The 15,485-nt window shown below is 74.7% G+C and carries 14 protein-coding genes; 2 read left to right on the forward strand and 12 right to left on the reverse strand.

The features are described from left to right. Positions 1-40: 40 nt before the first annotated feature. From purB to AB0O40_RS07955, 6 genes are all read right to left on the reverse strand, one after another. Positions 41-1,327: an adenylosuccinate lyase gene (gene purB / locus AB0O40_RS07930; protein WP_365036816.1), complete on the reverse strand. Its 1,287-nt coding sequence runs from the start codon at positions 1,325-1,327 to the stop codon at positions 41-43. A gap of 117 nt (positions 1,328-1,444) precedes the next feature. Then, entirely contained in the window at positions 1,445-2,950 is a 1,506-nt protein-coding gene (locus tag AB0O40_RS07935; protein WP_365036818.1) for a glutamine synthetase family protein, read from the reverse strand. A gap of 3 nt (positions 2,951-2,953) precedes the next feature. Beyond that, positions 2,954-4,351 (reverse strand): amidase family protein, encoded by a 1,398-nt coding sequence (locus AB0O40_RS07940; protein ID WP_365036820.1) that lies wholly within the window; start codon positions 4,349-4,351, stop codon positions 2,954-2,956. Positions 4,352-4,396: 45 nt separating this feature from the next. Then, complete coding sequence (locus AB0O40_RS07945; protein ID WP_365036822.1) at positions 4,397-6,334, reverse strand: hypothetical protein; 1,938 nt, start codon at positions 6,332-6,334, stop codon at positions 4,397-4,399. Further along, positions 6,331-6,651, reverse strand: coding sequence for a 4Fe-4S dicluster-binding protein (locus tag AB0O40_RS07950; protein WP_365036941.1), 321 nt, complete (start codon positions 6,649-6,651; stop codon positions 6,331-6,333). Before AB0O40_RS07950 ends, AB0O40_RS07945 begins: the two co-directional genes overlap by 4 nt. A 329-nt stretch (positions 6,652-6,980) precedes the next feature. Next, positions 6,981-7,214: a hypothetical protein gene (locus AB0O40_RS07955; protein ID WP_365036824.1), complete on the reverse strand. Its 234-nt coding sequence runs from the start codon at positions 7,212-7,214 to the stop codon at positions 6,981-6,983. A gap of 85 nt (positions 7,215-7,299) precedes the next feature. Between AB0O40_RS07955 and AB0O40_RS07960 the strand changes: the two genes are divergently transcribed. After that, positions 7,300-8,016 (forward strand): tetratricopeptide repeat protein, encoded by a 717-nt coding sequence (locus AB0O40_RS07960; RefSeq protein ID WP_365036826.1) that lies wholly within the window; start codon positions 7,300-7,302, stop codon positions 8,014-8,016. A 16-nt stretch (positions 8,017-8,032) separates the two neighbouring features. Continuing rightward, positions 8,033-8,902, forward strand: a complete 870-nt coding sequence (locus tag AB0O40_RS07965) for a glycosyltransferase (RefSeq protein ID WP_365036828.1) — start codon at positions 8,033-8,035, stop codon at positions 8,900-8,902. 147 nt (positions 8,903-9,049) lie between these two features. Here AB0O40_RS07965 and AB0O40_RS07970 read toward each other — a convergent pair whose 3' ends face one another. Genes AB0O40_RS07970 through AB0O40_RS07995 form a run of 6 tightly spaced genes read right to left on the reverse strand, consistent with a single transcriptional unit; the run spans position 9,050 to position 14,996 of the window. Beyond that, the gene (locus AB0O40_RS07970) at positions 9,050-10,486 is read right to left on the reverse strand and encodes a nucleotide pyrophosphatase/phosphodiesterase family protein (protein WP_365036830.1); all 1,437 of its coding nucleotides are present in this window, start codon (positions 10,484-10,486) and stop codon (positions 9,050-9,052) included. After that, positions 10,483-11,652: a metabolite traffic protein EboE gene (gene eboE / locus AB0O40_RS07975; RefSeq protein ID WP_365036832.1), complete on the reverse strand. Its 1,170-nt coding sequence runs from the start codon at positions 11,650-11,652 to the stop codon at positions 10,483-10,485. Before eboE ends, AB0O40_RS07970 begins: the two co-directional genes overlap by 4 nt. Before the next feature lie 4 nt (positions 11,653-11,656). After that, the gene (locus AB0O40_RS07980) at positions 11,657-12,553 is read right to left on the reverse strand and encodes a TatD family hydrolase (protein ID WP_365036834.1); all 897 of its coding nucleotides are present in this window, start codon (positions 12,551-12,553) and stop codon (positions 11,657-11,659) included. Then, positions 12,554-13,144 (reverse strand): EboA domain-containing protein, encoded by a 591-nt coding sequence (locus AB0O40_RS07985; RefSeq protein WP_365036836.1) that lies wholly within the window; start codon positions 13,142-13,144, stop codon positions 12,554-12,556. It abuts the gene before it with no gap. After that, positions 13,141-13,995: a sugar phosphate isomerase/epimerase family protein gene (locus AB0O40_RS07990; protein ID WP_365036838.1), complete on the reverse strand. Its 855-nt coding sequence runs from the start codon at positions 13,993-13,995 to the stop codon at positions 13,141-13,143. The genes AB0O40_RS07985 and AB0O40_RS07990 overlap by 4 nt, the downstream gene beginning before the upstream one ends. Continuing rightward, positions 13,992-14,996 carry an SCO3242 family prenyltransferase gene (locus AB0O40_RS07995; RefSeq protein WP_365036943.1) on the reverse strand — a complete coding sequence of 335 codons (1,005 nt, stop codon included), beginning with the start codon at positions 14,994-14,996 and terminating at the stop codon, positions 13,992-13,994. Before AB0O40_RS07995 ends, AB0O40_RS07990 begins: the two co-directional genes overlap by 4 nt. Between the last annotated feature and the right edge of the window lie 489 nt (positions 14,997-15,485).

A 15,485-nucleotide genomic window follows, 5' to 3' on the forward strand; every position in this document is an offset into this window, starting at 1 on the left:
GTGGTGGTTGGGGCGGGGGGAGTGCGGTCGCCCGGCGGGTTCAGCCCGCCTGCTCGCGCAGCTCCTCCAGCCGGTTGTGGATGACATGGTGGTTGACGAGGAAGTCCTCGGGACGGCGGGGAGCCGTCTCGATGCCCTCCGCGCGCAGCGCGTCGGCGAAGTTCTCGCCCTGTTCGGCGGTGCGGCGGGCGGCGGCCTGGACGGCGCGGTAGGCCTGCTCCCGCTCCACGCCCCGCTCCAGGAGCTCTACCAGGACGGACGAACTCCACACGAGGCCGTTGGTGTGGTCGATGCCGGCGCGCATCCGGCCGGTGTCCACGTGCAGGTTCTCGATCATGTCCGCGGCCTTGGTGACCTGGAAGTGGGCGACGGTCAGCGCGTCGGGCAGCACGACCTTCTCCACGGCCTGGTGGGCGATGTCCCGCTCGTGCCAGAGCGCGACGTCCTCCAGGACGGTGGTGGCGTACCCGCGCAGCAGCCGGGCCAGGCCCACCAGCATCTCGCTGCCGGACGGGTTGGCCTTGTGGGGCATGGCGCTGGAGCCCTGGTAGGCGGCGGTGCGGCGCTCCTCGACCTCGCGGACCTCGGTGCGCTGCAGCAGCCGGAACTCCAGGGCGATCTGCTCGACGCAGGCGCCGAGCAGGGCGACGGCCTGGATCAGCTGGGCGTGCCGGTCGCGGGCGACGACCTGGCTGGGGCAGGGCTCGATGCCCAGGCCCAGCTCCTGGCAGACGTAGGCCTCCACGGCCGGGTCGATCAGCGCGTACGTGCCGACCGAGCCGGAGACGGTGCCCACGGCCACGGCCTCGCGGGCGGCCCGCAGGCGGGCCAGCGAGCGGTCGATCGCGAAGGCGAAGCCGGCGAGCTTGTGGCCGAAGGTGGTGGGCTCGGCGTGGATGCCGTGGGTGCGGCCGACGGTGGGGGTGTCCCAGTGCTCGGCGGCCCGGTCGGTCAGGACCCGGCGCAGCCGCTCGACGGCGGTGATCAGCACGTCGGAGGCGCCGGCCAGGATGTGGCCGAGGGCCGTGTCGACCAGGTCGTAGCTGGTCATGCCGAGGTGCACCCAGCGGGCCGAGGACTCGGGCATGTCCTCGCAGTAGGCGGCCAGGAAGGACAGCACCTCGTGGTCGCGCTGCCGCTGGATCTCGATGACCTTCTCGGGCGTCGGGACGGGCGCCCGGCGCATGTCGTCCAGCACCTCGGCGGGCACCCGGCCCAGCTTGACCTGGGCCTCGGTGGCGAGGATCTCGACGCGTACGTAGGTCTCGTAGCGGAATTCGTCCGAGAGGAGCGCCGCCATCTCGGGGAGCGTGAAACGAGGGATCATCACAGGCCTTCGTCGGAGGGAACGGTGGGACACGGGCGGGCGGGCCGGTGAGGGAGACCGGGCCCGGCCGGGACCGGCGCCGGGCCGGCCTCCCGGCACGGCGGCGCCGGCCGGGGGTCAGAAGGCCGCGAAGTACTCGCGCTGCTCCCATTCGGTGACCTGGCCCGGCACCGGGGACGCGCCCAGCGCCCAGGCCTCGTAGCGGCGCACCTCGCTCTCCTTGACCTTGGTGAGGACGGTGGCCAGCGGCCCGCCCAGCAGCTGTGCGGCCCGCCCGGTGCGGAAGGCCTCCAGGGCCTCGCGCAGGGACTGCGGGACGGTGTCCGAGCCCTCGCGGGGGCCGTCGGCCGCCGCCCCCGAGGGGCCGTCCAGGCCCTCCAGCCCGGCGAAGAGCTGGGCGGCGATGTTCAGGTACGGGTTGGCGCAGGGCTCGCCGATGCGGTTCTCGATGTGCGCGCCGTTGCCGCTGCCGACGATCCGCAGCATCGCGGTGCGCGACTCCAGGCTCACGCCGACCTTGGTGGGCGACAGCGCGTGGCCGGTGCCCAGGCGGTGGTAGCCGTTGACGGAGGGCACGGAGAGGATGAACAGGTCGCGCAGCCAGTCCAGCAGGCCCTCGGAGTAGGCCTTGCTGTTCGGGGACATGCCGGTGGCGGGGCCCTCGGCGCTGAAGATGTTGCGGCCGGTGGCGCTCTCCACCACGGACTGGTTCAGGTGCCAGCCGCTGGGGTCGGCGCCGTCGATCAGCGGCAGCGACATGAAGGAGGCGTGGTGGCCGCGGCGGGCGCACCACTGCTTGGTGTAGGTGCGCAGCAGCAGCATGGCGTCGGCGGTGTCCAGCGCCGACATGGGGTCGAAGGTGGTCTCGACCTGGCCGGGGCCCATCTCGTGCTCCATGGAGCGCAGCGGCAGGCCGAGCCGCAGCAGGTCCAGGGCGAGCGGGTCGGTGAGGTGGGCGACCGAGTCGTAGGCGGACTCCCAGTTGAACTGGAAGCCGGAGTTCATGGCGGCGACGCGGGGCGCGGGCCCCTGGCGGCCGAAGCCGTTGCCGGCGTTGCCCGGGTCGTCGTCGAGCCGGCGGGTCAGGTACCACTCGACCTCGAGGCCGAGGACGGGGGCCAGCCCGCGGTCGGCGTACCGGGCCAGGGTGCGGCGCAGCACGCCGCGGGAGGACAGCGGGTGCGGGGTGCCGTCGCGCAGGTACTCGTCGCCGATGACCCAGGCGGTGCGCGGGCCGTCGCCGGGCAGCGGCAGGAAGGTCAGCGGGTCGGGGACCAGCACGAAGTTGCCCAGGCCCGCGATCTCCTCGACGCCGATGCCGGGCTCGTCGGCCCGGTAGTTGACGGCGGTGGTGCAGGCGGTGTCCTTCAGGAAGGGGCCCGGGCTGAAGTTCATGCCGTTGCGCAGCACCCCGGCGAAGGCGCGGGCGGTCAGCGTCTTCATGCGGACCAGGCCGTGCGGGTCGCCGAAGACCAGGCGGACGAAGTCCAGCTCGCCCAGGCCGGCTTCGATCTGCGCGGCGGCGGCCGTCTGCTCCTCGGTCCACAGGCCGTGCCCGGCGACGAAGGAATGGCTCCCCACGCTGCCCTCGACGGCGGGGGTCGACCATGACCTGGCGTACATGGTTCAGCTGGTCCTTTCGGCGAGGGAGAGCGCGGTGAGAGCGGGGGGCGGGGCGGGCAGCGGGCCCAGCTCCTCCTCCAGCCGCCGGGCGACGGTCAGGACCAGGTCGTCGGCGCCCACCGGGGCGACGAGCTGGACCCCGGCCGGCAGCCCGGAGGCGGTGAGCCCGGCGGGCAGCGAGACGGCCGGCTGGCCCGTCATGTTGAAGGGGTACGAGGCCGGCGCCCAGGCCAGCCACAGCAGGTCGCGCGGGTCGGCCGCCCAGGCCGGCCCGATGGCCCCGGCCTCGAAGGGCTCCTCGGGCACGGTCGCCATGGCCAGCAGGTCGTAGCGGTCCATGACCGAGCGCAAGGTGGTGCGCAGCGACTGGCGGACCTCCTCGGCGCGCATCACGGCGGCGCCGCTGACGGTCCGGCCGTGCCGGACGACCTCCAGGCGGCCCTGGTCGATGAACTCCTCGTGCTCCGGCGGGGTGCCGGCGGCCTCGGAGGCGGCGACGATGTCGACCAGCGCGGGGTAGATGTCGTTGCAGCGCACCTCGACGTGCTCGATGCGGTGGCCCTGGGCGGCCAGCGCGTCCTTGGCCCGCTCGGTGACCTTGCGGACCTCGTCGGTGGTGCCCTGGTACTCGATCCAGCCGATCCGCAGCGCCCGCAGGTCGCGCGGGGCGTCCAGGGAGCCGAGGCCGGAGTCCGGGTCGTCGGGGTGCGGTCCCGAGATGACCTGGCCCAGCAGCGCGGCGTCGGCGACGGACCGGGCCAGCGGGCCCTGGTGGGCCAGCCGTTCGGCGCCGCCCCGGTAGTAGGGGACCCGGCCGAAGGACGGCTTGTAGCCGACCACGCCGCAGAAGGCGGCCGGGATGCGGATGGAGCCGGAGCCGTCGGTGCCCAGCGCGCCGTCGCACAGCCCGGCGGCCACCGCCGCCCCGGCCCCGCCGCTGGACCCGCCGGCGGACAGCCGCGGGTCGTACGGGTTGCGGGTGGGCGGGGCGAGGCGGCCGACGGTGGACGCGCTCCAGCCGTACTCGGAGGTGGTGGTCTTGCCGACCACGACCGCCCCGGCGGCGCGCAGCCGCGCCACCGCCGGGGCGTCCTCGCGGGGACGGTCGTTGGGCAGCAGGGAGCCGCGGGTGGTGGGCAGGTCGCGGGTCTGCAGGAGGTCCTTGACCGAGACGGTCACCCCCAGCAGCGGCATGTCCCACCACGCCTCGACGCCGCGCGCCCGGATGCGGGCGTCGGCCGCTTCCGCCGCCCGGAGGGCCGAGTCGCCCGCGACCGCGACGTACGCGCCCAGCACGTCCTGCTCGTGGATCGCGGTCAGGACGGACTGGACGTGCTCCAGCACGGACAGCTCGCCCCTGCGCAGCAGGTGCTTGGTGTGGGCCAGGCCACGGGCGTTCATCGGCTCTCCCTTCAGCGGCGTGGGGCGCGGGGCCCGCCGTGGGCGTCAGGACGCACGGCGGACCGGCCCGTCCCCGGTGCCCTGGGTGGGCTCGGCGCCCGTGACGGCCGTCCAGTGCCAGGCGGAGTCGAAGGCGGTGACCTCGAACTCGCGGCCGGCCGCGGCCATCTCCGCGGCCAGGGTGGTGGCGTGGGCGACGAAGGCCGACACCCGGTGGGCGGCGATCATGTCCTGCTCGTTGTACGGCGTGCCGTCGCAGCGCAGCAGGCGCAGGTCCATGAACCCGTTGAAGCGCTGCCCGTCGATGTCGACGGACTGCGGGGAGCGGACCGTGAAGCGGACCTTGTTGTTGACGTGACCGTGGTGGTGCTGGTCGGAGTAGAAGGCGATGTCCGGGATGACCGGCGGCACGAAGTGGTCGCGGGCGACGACCTCGGGGGTGCGCGGCCCGTTGCCCGGGACGAAGTGCCAGGAGTTGTACTGCATCCGGGAGGACATCGCCCAGGCGGTGTCGGCCACCGCGGCGAGCGAGTCGCCGAAGTGCCGGCGGGCGTTGGGGCCGGGCACCACGCAGCAGAAGAAGTTGGTGATGTCCCAGTCGACCAGGTCCGCCCAGGCCTCGGCGCGCAGCGCCTCGATCAGCCCGGGCAGCGAGCGCATGCCGCGGCTCATGGCGAAGTCGGCCTCGAAGACCTCGGCCGCGGCGGCCACCGCCTCGTAGACCAGCGACTCCAGGCCGGTGCCGAAGCCGGCGTGCGGCTCGGCCAGCCAGCCGGGGTTCGCCGCCAGGTCGGCGCCGACCTCGGCGAGGGTGGCGCCGGTCAGCGGCAGCCGCTCCGTCAGGCGGGCGGCGAGGGCGGCGTCGTGGGCGGCGGCGCCCTCGGCCGGGGCCTCGGCGACCCGCTCGATCTTGTGCATGAGGGCGCTGTGGATCTCGCGGTACAGCTGGGCGCTGCCCTCGGTCATGACGACCTGGCGGCGGGCCTTGAGGGCGAGCGCGAGGTCGCTGAGGTCCTGGACGGTGCCGGAGGCGGCCGGGGCCACCTCGGTGCCGCCGGGGATGCCGTTGTAGCCGGTGCGGACCCGCTCCAGCATGTGGCCGAGGTGGTCGACCGACAGCTGGGTGCCGTTGGCCTCCTCGACGCGGCCGGGGCCGGCCGAGCGGATCAGCAGCGTGATGCAGACGACGACCTGCACGTCGTGGTCGGACCACAGCGGCAGCGGCAGGTTCTGCAGGCTGCTGAGCGCGCAGTCGGGGTGGCCCGGCCACAGGGTCTTGCCGGCGAGCGTGTTCTGCTCGCGGAAGTTCGTGTACAGCTTCTCGTCCTGGTAGAGGACGAACGGCGCGTTGCGCAGGGCCGCTTCCTTGGCCTGCTCCAGCAGCTCGAAGCGGCCGTCGGGGCCCTGCTTGGCGAGCCACAGCCGGGCGTCGGCCACGGACTCGGCGGTGCGGGCGGCGATCCGCTCCAGCTCCTGCTGGTACGCGGCGACGGTGGCGCGGGTCCACGGCACCCGGCGGATGCCGCCGACCAGCTTCTCCGGGGCGAGCGGCCCCTGCGAGGGGACGCTGAGCAGGATGCGGCCGCTGGTGGAGAGGCCGATCTCGCCCAGGTGCAGGACCTCGTCGGGGTTCTCGCCGACGTACGGGGCCTCGGCCGCCGGGTCCTCGGCGCGCCAGCTCAGACCGGTCAGGGCCTTGAGCGCGGCCTCGTCCGTGGTGGACAGGGCGCGCAGCTGGACGTCGGCGGGGACGTAGCCGTCGAGGGTCAGCAGCGACTCGACGAAGTCGCGCAGCTCGGCTTCCTCCCCGGCGCGCAGCCAGGCGCGCTTGAGGAGGCCCGGGAAACCGGCGTCGGGCTCGGCCTCGCGGTCGGGCTTGCGGGTGGCGCCGGCGATGGTGCCGAGCCGGCTGGGCCGGCGGCTGATCCGCTTCTCGGCGTTGATCTGGCGGCGGGTGCGGCCGCGCTCGTTGGGGGCGCTCATGACGTGCCCTCGGCGGTCAGCTCGATGTGGTTCCACATCGAGTCGTCGGTGGGGCTCCAGTCCTCGTCGATGTAGATGCAGTCGACGGGGCACTCGAGGACGCACGCGGGGCAGCCCGAGCACAGCTCAGGGATGATCACCACGTCGAGGCCGCGATCGAAGATGGCCCCGAACTCCTCGGGGCAGGCGCGCAGGCACGTGTCGCACGTGATGCACTCCGACTTCTCGATGCGGCGCGGAGGCTTCTTCCAGTTCTCGGCGCGGGTGCGCTCGGAAATCCGACCGGCGCGCTCGGACAGCGCGGCCGGCGAAGGCATCTTCTTCACGGGCAGGGACCCCTTTGGCGTCTTCTCGGCCACAGCAGAACTACACCTGTCGATCCTCAGACCGTGCTCTGGACCACCCCCAGAGCGCTGCTGGACAGTTGCTGGAGGCGCCCGATGACGGCCACTCGAAGCGGCCGTCACCCTTGATCGTGAACGGGCTGCACAGGGGCGAAGGCACTGCTCACAGCCACGGCCTCGTGGCCGGGACGGGGCCTGCGCCGGAGGCCGGCGCCGGCAGCGGCGGGCAACCCGCGGCACCGGGGCGGCCGCCCCGGCGAGCGTCGTCCGCGTCACCGTGCGGACCGGTCAGCGGCACCCACTCACATGCGGCGGGGTTCGATCACCGCCTCGGGTGTGGCGGAGCGGACGACGCTGCCGGCGGGGATGACGCTACTGCCCAGGCAGACGCTCGCCGCGATGACGGAGTGCCGGCCGACGGCGATGCCCGGTCCGAGGGTGATCATGCTGCCGGTCTGGACGTTGTCGCTGGCCAGGGAGATCCGCTCCGTTGCAGCCGAGGCCGGCCAGAAGCTGAGCACCGGACCGTCCGCCATCGCCTACTGGGTCGCCGGCGGCACCCCTTCCGGACAGACTCCGCTCTACCTCGCTGAAGCCCTCACCCGCAGGATGAAGCGGCGCGTGACGGTCGCCGAGATCGGTCTAGGCTCCGCTGCCGAGGGCGCGGCCCTGGAAGCCGATCCGCTGGCCGCCGTCGCCGATCTCGGGAGGTCCGTCATGCAACATCGCCGCGCCTTCCTCGGCGCCGCCTTCACGGCCGCCGCTGTCGGCCTGCCGCTGGCCTACGACCACGAGGCGGTCGCCGCCACGTTCCGGGCGGTGGGGAAGATCGACCGGCAGACCGAGGCTCTGCTGCTGGTGACGTGCGCCCGGGCGTACGGTGCCAACGGGCAGGGCGCCAGGGCGGCACGGGCGCTGCTGGCCGCCGAGGACGCGGTGACCGACACCCGCGAGGCCGTCCCGGCCTACGCCGCTGCGTCAGGCCCGGTGACTGCCACGGTCGCCTCCCACATCGGCAAGACGCTCACCCTGCTGAAGGACCACACCGCCGCGGAACGGCACTACCGGCGGTCCCTGGCAGGCCGCACCCCGGACACCTACCAGCTCAAGCACGGCCTGACCATGGCCGACCTCGGCCGCTCGGTGGCCGGACAGCACCGGTACGAAGAAGCCGTGGGCCTGTGGGCCAAGGCCCTGGACTTCATGGGCGGCGCGGCCTCCGACCGCAACCGCAAGGCCCTCCGGGGGATCCAGTCCGTGACGGCCGGCTATCGCAAGCGCGGCGTGAGCGGCGCGGCAGGCCTGAACCAGCGCGCCACCGAACTGCTCAGCACCTGAAAGGAACAACAGCACCATGCCGAAGATCGGGGTCGTGGTCCTGACCATGGGCGATCGGCCCGCAGAACTGGCAGACCTCCTCGCCTCGGTCGCCGCCCAGGAAGGAGACCCGGCCACCGTCGTCATCCTCGGTCAGGGCGTGCCCCTCCCCCCGCTGCCCGACGGCGTCGACGGCGTCGAGCTGCCGGAGAACCTGGGCATCCCCGGCGGCCGCAACGCCGGCGTGGCATGGCTGCGCGAAAGGGGCGGCGTGGACGTCGTGGTGGTCCTGGACGACGACGGGCTGCTGCCCCGCACCGACACCTTCCGCCTGGTGCGGGAAGCCTTCGCCGCCAGGCCGCGCCTGGGCGTCGCCGGCTTCCGCATCGCGGACGAGACCGGAGCCAGTCAGCGCCGTCACGTCCCCCGACTGGGCGGCAAGAACCCCATGGCGTCCGGGCCGGTGACCACCTTCCTCGGCGGCGGCCACGCCATCCGCATGAGCGTGATCGACCAGGTCGGCGACTTCCCCGCCCCGTTCTTCTACGCCCATGAGGAAACCGACTTCGCCTGGCGGGCCCTGGACGCCGGCTGGGACATCGACTACCGGGCCGACATGGTGCTGCAACACCCACGCACCGAGGCCTCCCGGCACGCGGTGTACTACCGCAACACCGGCCGCAACCGGGTCTGGCTGGCCAAACGACACCTGCCGGCCGTCCTGGTCCCGGTCTACCTGGGGGCATGGGCCGCGTACACGCTCGCGCAGCGGCCACCGCTGTCGGGCCTGACCGCCTGGTGGGCCGGCTTCTTCGAAGGCGTACGGGTGCCCTGCCCGCCCCGACGGCCCATGCGGTGGCGGACCGTATGGCGGATGACCCGACTGGGACGCCCCCCGGTGATCTGACTCACCGTCGTCCGAGCTGCGGCGTCGGAGCGGCTGCCTGTCGGGCGCGGGCACGAGCTACGCGTCCACCGCCTCGGCGAGGAGGAGCGGCCGCCGGCCCGTTCGCCCTTTTGCGAACGGGCCGGCGGGGGCGCGACCAGGGGCCCGCTACCCCGCCACGGCGCGCAGCGGCGTCGCGGCGGGCAGGCCGGCGAGGTCCAGCAGGAGGCCCTTGACCTCGGTGGCGGCGACCGTCGCGGCCACCGCGCCGGGGCGCGAGCACAGCAGCAGCGGGCCGTCGGCCGGGTCGGCGGGCAGCCGGCCGTGGCTGCCGCGCACCGGTTCCGGATCGAGCGGGACCACCGCCATCCGGTAGCGCAGGCCGAGCTTCTTGCGCGCCAGCGCGCGGCCCGCCTTCAGCTTCACGTACGGGTCGTTGGGGTCCATGAAGAGCTCGGCGGGGTCGTAGCCGGGCTTGCGGTGGATCTCCACCAGCTGCGCGAAGTCCGGCGCCATGGCGTCGTCGAGCCAGTAGTAGTACGTGAACCAGGCGTCCGGCTCGGCGAGGGCCACCAGCTCGCCGGAGCGGGGGTGGTCCAGGCCGTTGGCCTTCTTGCCGTCCTCGTCCAGCAGGGCCGCCAGGCCCGGCAGCCCGGCCAGCGCCTCCCGGGTGGCGGCCAGGTCCTCGGGGCGGCGGACGTAGACGTGCGCGATCTGGTGGTCGGCGACGGCGAAGGCCCGGGAGGCGTGCGGGTCCAAGTACTCCATGCCGTCCTGGGTGTGCACCTCCAGCAGGCCGGCCCGGCGCAGCGCCCGGTTGATGTCGACGGGCCGGCGGGCGTTGGTGATGCCGTACTCGGACAGCGCGACCACGGTGCGGCCCTGGGCGTAGGCGTCGGCCAGCAGCGGGCCGATCGCCGCGTCCAGCTCGGCGGCGGCCCGGTGCGAGCGCGGGTCGTCGGGGCCGAAGCGCTGGAGGTCGTAGTCGAGGTGGGGCAGGTAGGCCAGGGTGAGGTCGGGGTCCCGGGTCGCCATGAGGTGCCGGGTCGCCCCGATGATCCACTCGCTGGAGGGCAGGCCGGCGGTGGGGCCCCAGTAGGTGAAGAGCGGGAAGGTGCCGAGCTTGGCGGTCAGTTCGTCGTGCAGGGCCGCCGGCCGGGTGTAGCAGTCGGGCTCCTTGCGGCCGTCGGCGTAGTAGACCGGCCGCGGGGTGACCGTCCAGTCGGTGTCCGCGCCCATCGCGTACCACCAGCAGACGTTGGCGACCGTGTAACCGGGGTGCGCGCGGCGGGCCGCGTCCCAGACCCGCTCGCCCTCGATCAGCTCGTGGCTCTGCCGCCACAGCAGCACCTCGCCCAGCTCCCGGAAGTACCAGCCGTTGCCGACGATGCCGTGCTCGGCGGGGGTGGCGCCGGTCAGGAAGGTGGCCTGCACGGAGCAGGTGACCGCGGGCAGCACGGTCGCCAGCGGGGCGCTGGAGCCCGCGTCGGCCAGGGCCGCCAGGTTCGGCATGTGCTCCAGCAGCCGGGGGGTGAGGCCCACCACGTCCAGGACCAGCAGCGGGGCGGGACGTGCGTCGGAGTGCGGGCTCGCGTCGGGGCTCAAGGCAGTTCCTTCAGGCCGTGGTCGGTCAGCAGGTCGCGGGCGAGCAGCAGTTCGGCGGCGATGCCGTCGGCGAGCTGCTCGTCGGTGTGCGGGCGCAGCGCGGGCGGCAGCGCCTGCCAGGTGTACGTCTCCACTTCGAGGTGGCGGGTCAGCGGGCGCTCGCCGCCGACCAGCGACCCCAGGGCCTCCTTCAGGACCGGCAGGGTGGAGGTCAGCGGGGCGGCCGGGGCGGCGTGCAGCGGCACGTGGAAGTGCGAGCGCCAGGGGCCGGTGTCGGGCAGCGCCCCGCCGGCCAGCGCGGGCCCCAGGTCGTCGGTGCCGCGCAGCCCGTCGGCGGCCCGGGTGCGGGTCTGGTGCAGGAACCGCGGCTCGGCGAAGGCGGCCAGCGCCTCGCGCACCTCGGGCCGGCCGGGGTGCTCGGCGTGCAGGGCGGCCGACAGCTGGCTCTTGACGACCGGCACCCCGGCGGCGGCCAGCGCGGCCAGCGCCCCGGCCGGCTCCTCGAAGGAGGTGGCCAGGTGGCAGGTGTCCACGCAGATGCCGATCCGCTCGTGGCCGATCGCCGTCAGCGGCCCGATCGCCTCGGCGGTGGTCTCCACCGCGCAGCCCGGTTCCGGCTCCAGCGCCACCCGGATCGAGCGGCCGGTGGCCTCGGCCAGGTCGTCGAGGCGGCCGCCGAGCTCGGCCAGGGCGGCGTGCGCGCGGGCCGCGCGCTGCTCGTCGTGGACCGTGCGCCAGGCCAGCGGCAGGGTGGAGATGGTGCCCTCCGCCGCGTCCTCGGGAAGCAGTGCGGCCAGTACCCGGGCCAGCGCCAGGGTGTACTCCAGGCGCTCCCGCTCGGCCCAGTCGGGCCGGTAGACGCGGTACTTGACCTGCTCGGCGCCGAAGCCCTCGTAGGGGAAGCCGTTGAGGGTGACGACCTCCAGGCCCCGGCGCTCGAGCTCGGCGCGCAGCCCGGCCAGGGCGCGCGGGTCGGCGTCGAGGCTGCGGGCGGCGTCCACGGCCAGCCACAGCCCGATGCCCAGGCGCTCCCGGCCCAGCCGCCGGCGCACCGGCTCGCAGTACGCGCCCAGCTGGGCCAGCACGCCGTCCAGGGATTCGGCCGGGTGCACGTTGGTGCAGTACGCGAGGTGGACGGTCGTGCCGTCGTGATGGCGGAAGCGCACCGCGCTACACCCCGACGGGAACGGCGGGGGCGGCCGCGTCGGCGCCCTTGGGGGCCCCGCGCAGGATGGAGTTGCCCTCGTGGGTGGCGCCGGCCGGGGCCTCGGGGGCGTCCAGGCGCAGCCGCCCGCTCAGCGAGTAGAAGGCGACCGGGTTGCGCCACAGGACCAGGTCAACGGTGTCCTCGTCGAAGCCGGCGGCCAGCATCGCCTCGCCGACCTTGCGGGTCTTGAGCGGGTCGCTCTTGCCCCAGTCGGCGGCGGAGTTCACCAGCACCTTCTCCGGCCCGTACTCCTTGAGGACGGCGACCATGCGCTCCTCGTCCATCTTGGTGTCGGGGTAGACGGAGAAGCCGAGCCAGGCGCCGCTGTCCTTGGCCTCCTTGACGGTGCCCTCGTTCAGGTGGTCCAGCAGGGCCCGCTCGATGCCCAGGGCCGACTCGCGGACCACGTCGACGGTGCGGCGCAGGCCCTCGAGCTTGTCCCGGTGCGGGGTGTGCACCAGGGCCGGCAGGCCGTACTCGGCGGCCAGCTCCAGCTGGACGCCCATCGCGGTGTCCTCGGCCGGGGTCATCGAGTCGTAGCCGATCTCGCCGACCGCGACGACCTGGTCCTTGACGAGGTAGCGGGGCAGCTCCTCCAGGACCGGGGTGCAGCGCGGGTCGTTGGCCTCCTTGGGGTTGAGCGCGATGGTGCAGTGGTGGGATATCCCGTACTGCGCCGCGCGGAAGGGCTCCCAGCCCAGGAGGGCGTCGAAGTAGTCGAAGAACGACTGCGGCGAGGTGCGCGGCTGACCCAGCCAGAAGGACGGTTCGACCACGGCCCGCACCCCGGCCGCGTACATGGCCTGGTAGTCGTCGGTGGTGCGCGAGCTCATGTGGATGTGCGGGTCGAAGATACGCATTTACAGCTCCTCGCTGGTCAGGTTGAGCACGTGCCGCAGGTCCTCCGGCACCGGCCGCCCGGCGGCGGTGCGCTCGGCGGCGAAGTCGGTCAGCATCCGGCGCAGTTCGCCGTCGCCGGCGGCCCGGCCGGCCAGGGCGGCCACGGCCGCCACCGGCACGCCAGCGAAGAGGCACTTGAGGACCGCGTGCCGCCAGGCGTGCGGGTCCAGGTGCCGGGCCGCGTAGGGGCCGACCGCGGCGGCCACCAGGTGCGTGTCGTTGGCCCGCAGCGCGTCCTCGACCAGCGGCACCCCGTCGGCGGGGGCCAGGTCCAGGTGGGGCAGGGCGCGCAGGACGGCCCGCCGCTCGGCGGCGGTGCCCTGCCGGTAGAGCCGTACGACGGTGGCGGCGTCTGGCGCCACCGCCGCCAGCAGCAGCACCCGGGCCGCGTCCGGGGCGGTGGTGCGGCGGCCGGCCTCGGCGAAGCGCAGCTCCCAGCGGGCGTCGGCGGCGGCCGCCGCGAGCCAGCTGCGGCCGTCCGCGTCGAGCTCCGCCTCCAGGGGTGTGGTGGCCCGGTCCGGGGCCGCGTACTCGGCGTACAGGGTGGTCATCGCTTCGCTCCATCGCGCAGGAACCGCAGGGAGTGCGCGGCCATTTCGGGGCCGGCGTGGGAGTGGCGGGGCAGCTCGACGACGGTCAGCCCCGTGTAGCCGGTGGCGGCCAGGGCCGCCAGCACCGGCGGGAAGTCGATCTCGCCCTCGCCGAACGGCAGGTGCTCGTGGACCCCGCGCCGCATGTCCTCGATCTGGACGTGCCGCAGCCAGGGCGCCGCCTCCCGGACGCAGTCGGCCGGGGAGGCGGGCTCCAGGCACTGGCAGTGCCCGATGTCGAGGGTCAGGCCCAGCAGGGCCGGGTCGCCCAGGTCGGCGCGCAGCCGGTGGAAGTCGGCGAGGGATTCCAGCAGGTGGCCCGGCTCGGGCTCGATGGCCAGCGGTACGCCGGCCTCCTCGGCGGCGTCCAGGACCGGGCCCAGGCCCTCCGCGAGCCGCTTCCAGCCGTCGTCGGCGTGCTCGCCGGCCGGCAGCACGCCGCTGAAGCAGTGCACGGCGTGCGCGCCGAGGTCGGCGGCGATCCGCACGGCCCGCACCAGCAGCCGGATCCGGGACCAGCGGGCGTCCTCGTCGGCGTCGAGCAGCGTGGGGCCGTGCTTGCGGCGCGGGTCCAGGACGTAGCGGGCGCCGGTCTCCACCGTGGCGGTCAGGCCCAGTTCGCCGAGCCGGCGGGCGATCCGCGAGGTGCGGGCGGCCAGGTCCGGGGCCATCGGGTCGAGGTGCATGTGGTCGAGGGTGAGCCCGACCCCGTCGTAGCCGAGGTCGGCGAGCACCGCGAGGGCGTCGTCGATGCGCAGGTCGGTCAGGCCGTTGGTGCCGTAGCCGAACCGCAGCGGGGCGGCGGTGCTCATGTGGTGCTCACCTTCCTGGCCAGCTTGGCGCACAGCGGCGCCAGCGCGGCCGAGACCAGGGCGGCCCGCGGCGCGCCGGCGCGGGCCATCAGGGCGCCCTGGAGCGGGATCATGGCGCGGATGCCGGCGCCGACGGCCTGCTGGGTCAGCGGCGGCGAGGGGTTGAGCACCGCGTGGAAGAGCGGCTTGGCGAAGGTGCCCCAGTAGGCGGCGGCCATCGCGACCCGGACGGCCTCGGTGGGGCCGAAGCGGGCGATGAAGTCCTTGGCGACCGCGCGCGGTCCGACCGGGCCGTCGAGCTCGCCCGGGTTGGGACAGCTGCTGACGAAGGTGGCCAGCAGGGTGGCGGTGCCGAGGGCCGCCAGCGGGGCGACGGAGGAGCCGCCCTCGGCCTCCCGGCGGGAGACCATCGTGACGGCGTACGTGTGGGTGGCCAGGGCCGCGGCGGAGATCACCGGGCCGGGCCCGTCGAAGGCGTCCTTGCCGGCCGCGGCGGCGGCGCCGAGCGCGAGGTCCAGGCCGCGGGCGGCGGCCATGGCGGCCGGACCGGCCTTGGTGTGCTTCAGGCCCAGGTCGTACGCCCAGACGGTCGCGGCCAGCGGGGCGGCCACGGCCAGCGCCGGACGGCCGGCCCGGGCCGCCAGGGCCAGGCCCGCGGCGGTCAGCGCACCGGCCGCGCCGAGGGCCGCGCCGGGGCGGATCCGCCCGGAGGGCAGCGGGCGGTGCGGGCGGGCGAGGGCGTCCTCGTCTCGGTCGGCCCAGTCGTTGAGGGCCATGCCGGCCTCGTACAGGCACAGGGAGGCGGCCACCGCCCAGCCGGTGCCGCGGCCGGAGCGGACCCCGGCCGCGGCGGCTCCGGCGAGGGCGTCGCCGGGCACGCTGAACACGGCCGGCACCCGCAGCAGTTCGGCCCACGCCTTGGCCCGTGCACCGGGCCCCTGCGGAGCCTTGGCCTCCTGCGCGGCCGTGACCTCCTGCTCCGGGCTCCCGAACCCGTGCACCGCGGCCCAGGCCCGCACAGCGGCGATCCGCGCGTCGTCCGTCTCAGGGGCTCCGCCCCCGAACCCCCGCGCCTCAAGCGCCGGCGAGGTTTGATTTGCCTCCCCGTCCGTCTTTCGGCTGTCGGAAGCGGGGAGGTCGGCCTCACGACGATGGGCGGCGGCGGGCACATCCAGCCCGTCCCGGGGGCCCCTCCCAGCGGTAGCTGGGGGAGATTGAGGACCGGGGTCCGGGGCGGCGCCCCGGGTACGGTCCGCGGCCGAACGCGGCCCGGGCACGAGCGGGTTGCCCGGGACGCCGGCAGGGGCGGCGGTGGGGGCCGCGAAGCCCAGGCGTTCGGTCCAGGCGTGGACCGCGGCCTGCGGGTCGACGTCGACCTTGGCCGTGGACGCGGCCGGCGAGGCGATCGGCGGCACGACGGCCACGGCGGCGGCCGGCCGGCCCTTGCCGGAGGGACCGAGGCGCAGCCGCTCGGCCCAGGCCCATACGCG

This window comes from Streptomyces sp. NPDC089919, assembly GCF_040684615.1.
GTDB lineage: Bacteria > Actinomycetota > Actinomycetes > Streptomycetales > Streptomycetaceae > Streptomyces.

Bases quoted from the DNA above. Each gene is read 5' to 3' on its own strand.
- purB (WP_365036816.1), bottom strand. From the start codon at position 1,327: ATGATCCCTCGTTTCACGCTCCCCGAGATGGCGGCGCTCCTCTCGGAC.
- AB0O40_RS07935 (WP_365036818.1), bottom strand. From the start codon at position 2,950: ATGTACGCCAGGTCATGGTCGACCCCCGCCGTCGAGGGCAGCGTGGGG.
- AB0O40_RS07940 (WP_365036820.1), bottom strand. From the start codon at position 4,351: ATGAACGCCCGTGGCCTGGCCCACACCAAGCACCTGCTGCGCAGGGGC.
- AB0O40_RS07945 (WP_365036822.1), bottom strand. From the start codon at position 6,334: ATGAGCGCCCCCAACGAGCGCGGCCGCACCCGCCGCCAGATCAACGCC.
- AB0O40_RS07950 (WP_365036941.1), bottom strand. From the start codon at position 6,651: ATGCCTTCGCCGGCCGCGCTGTCCGAGCGCGCCGGTCGGATTTCCGAG.
- AB0O40_RS07955 (WP_365036824.1), bottom strand. From the start codon at position 7,214: ATGGCGGACGGTCCGGTGCTCAGCTTCTGGCCGGCCTCGGCTGCAACG.
- AB0O40_RS07965 (WP_365036828.1), top strand. From the start codon at position 8,033: ATGCCGAAGATCGGGGTCGTGGTCCTGACCATGGGCGATCGGCCCGCA.
- AB0O40_RS07980 (WP_365036834.1), bottom strand. From the start codon at position 12,553: ATGCGTATCTTCGACCCGCACATCCACATGAGCTCGCGCACCACCGAC.
- AB0O40_RS07985 (WP_365036836.1), bottom strand. From the start codon at position 13,144: ATGACCACCCTGTACGCCGAGTACGCGGCCCCGGACCGGGCCACCACA.
- AB0O40_RS07990 (WP_365036838.1), bottom strand. From the start codon at position 13,995: ATGAGCACCGCCGCCCCGCTGCGGTTCGGCTACGGCACCAACGGCCTG.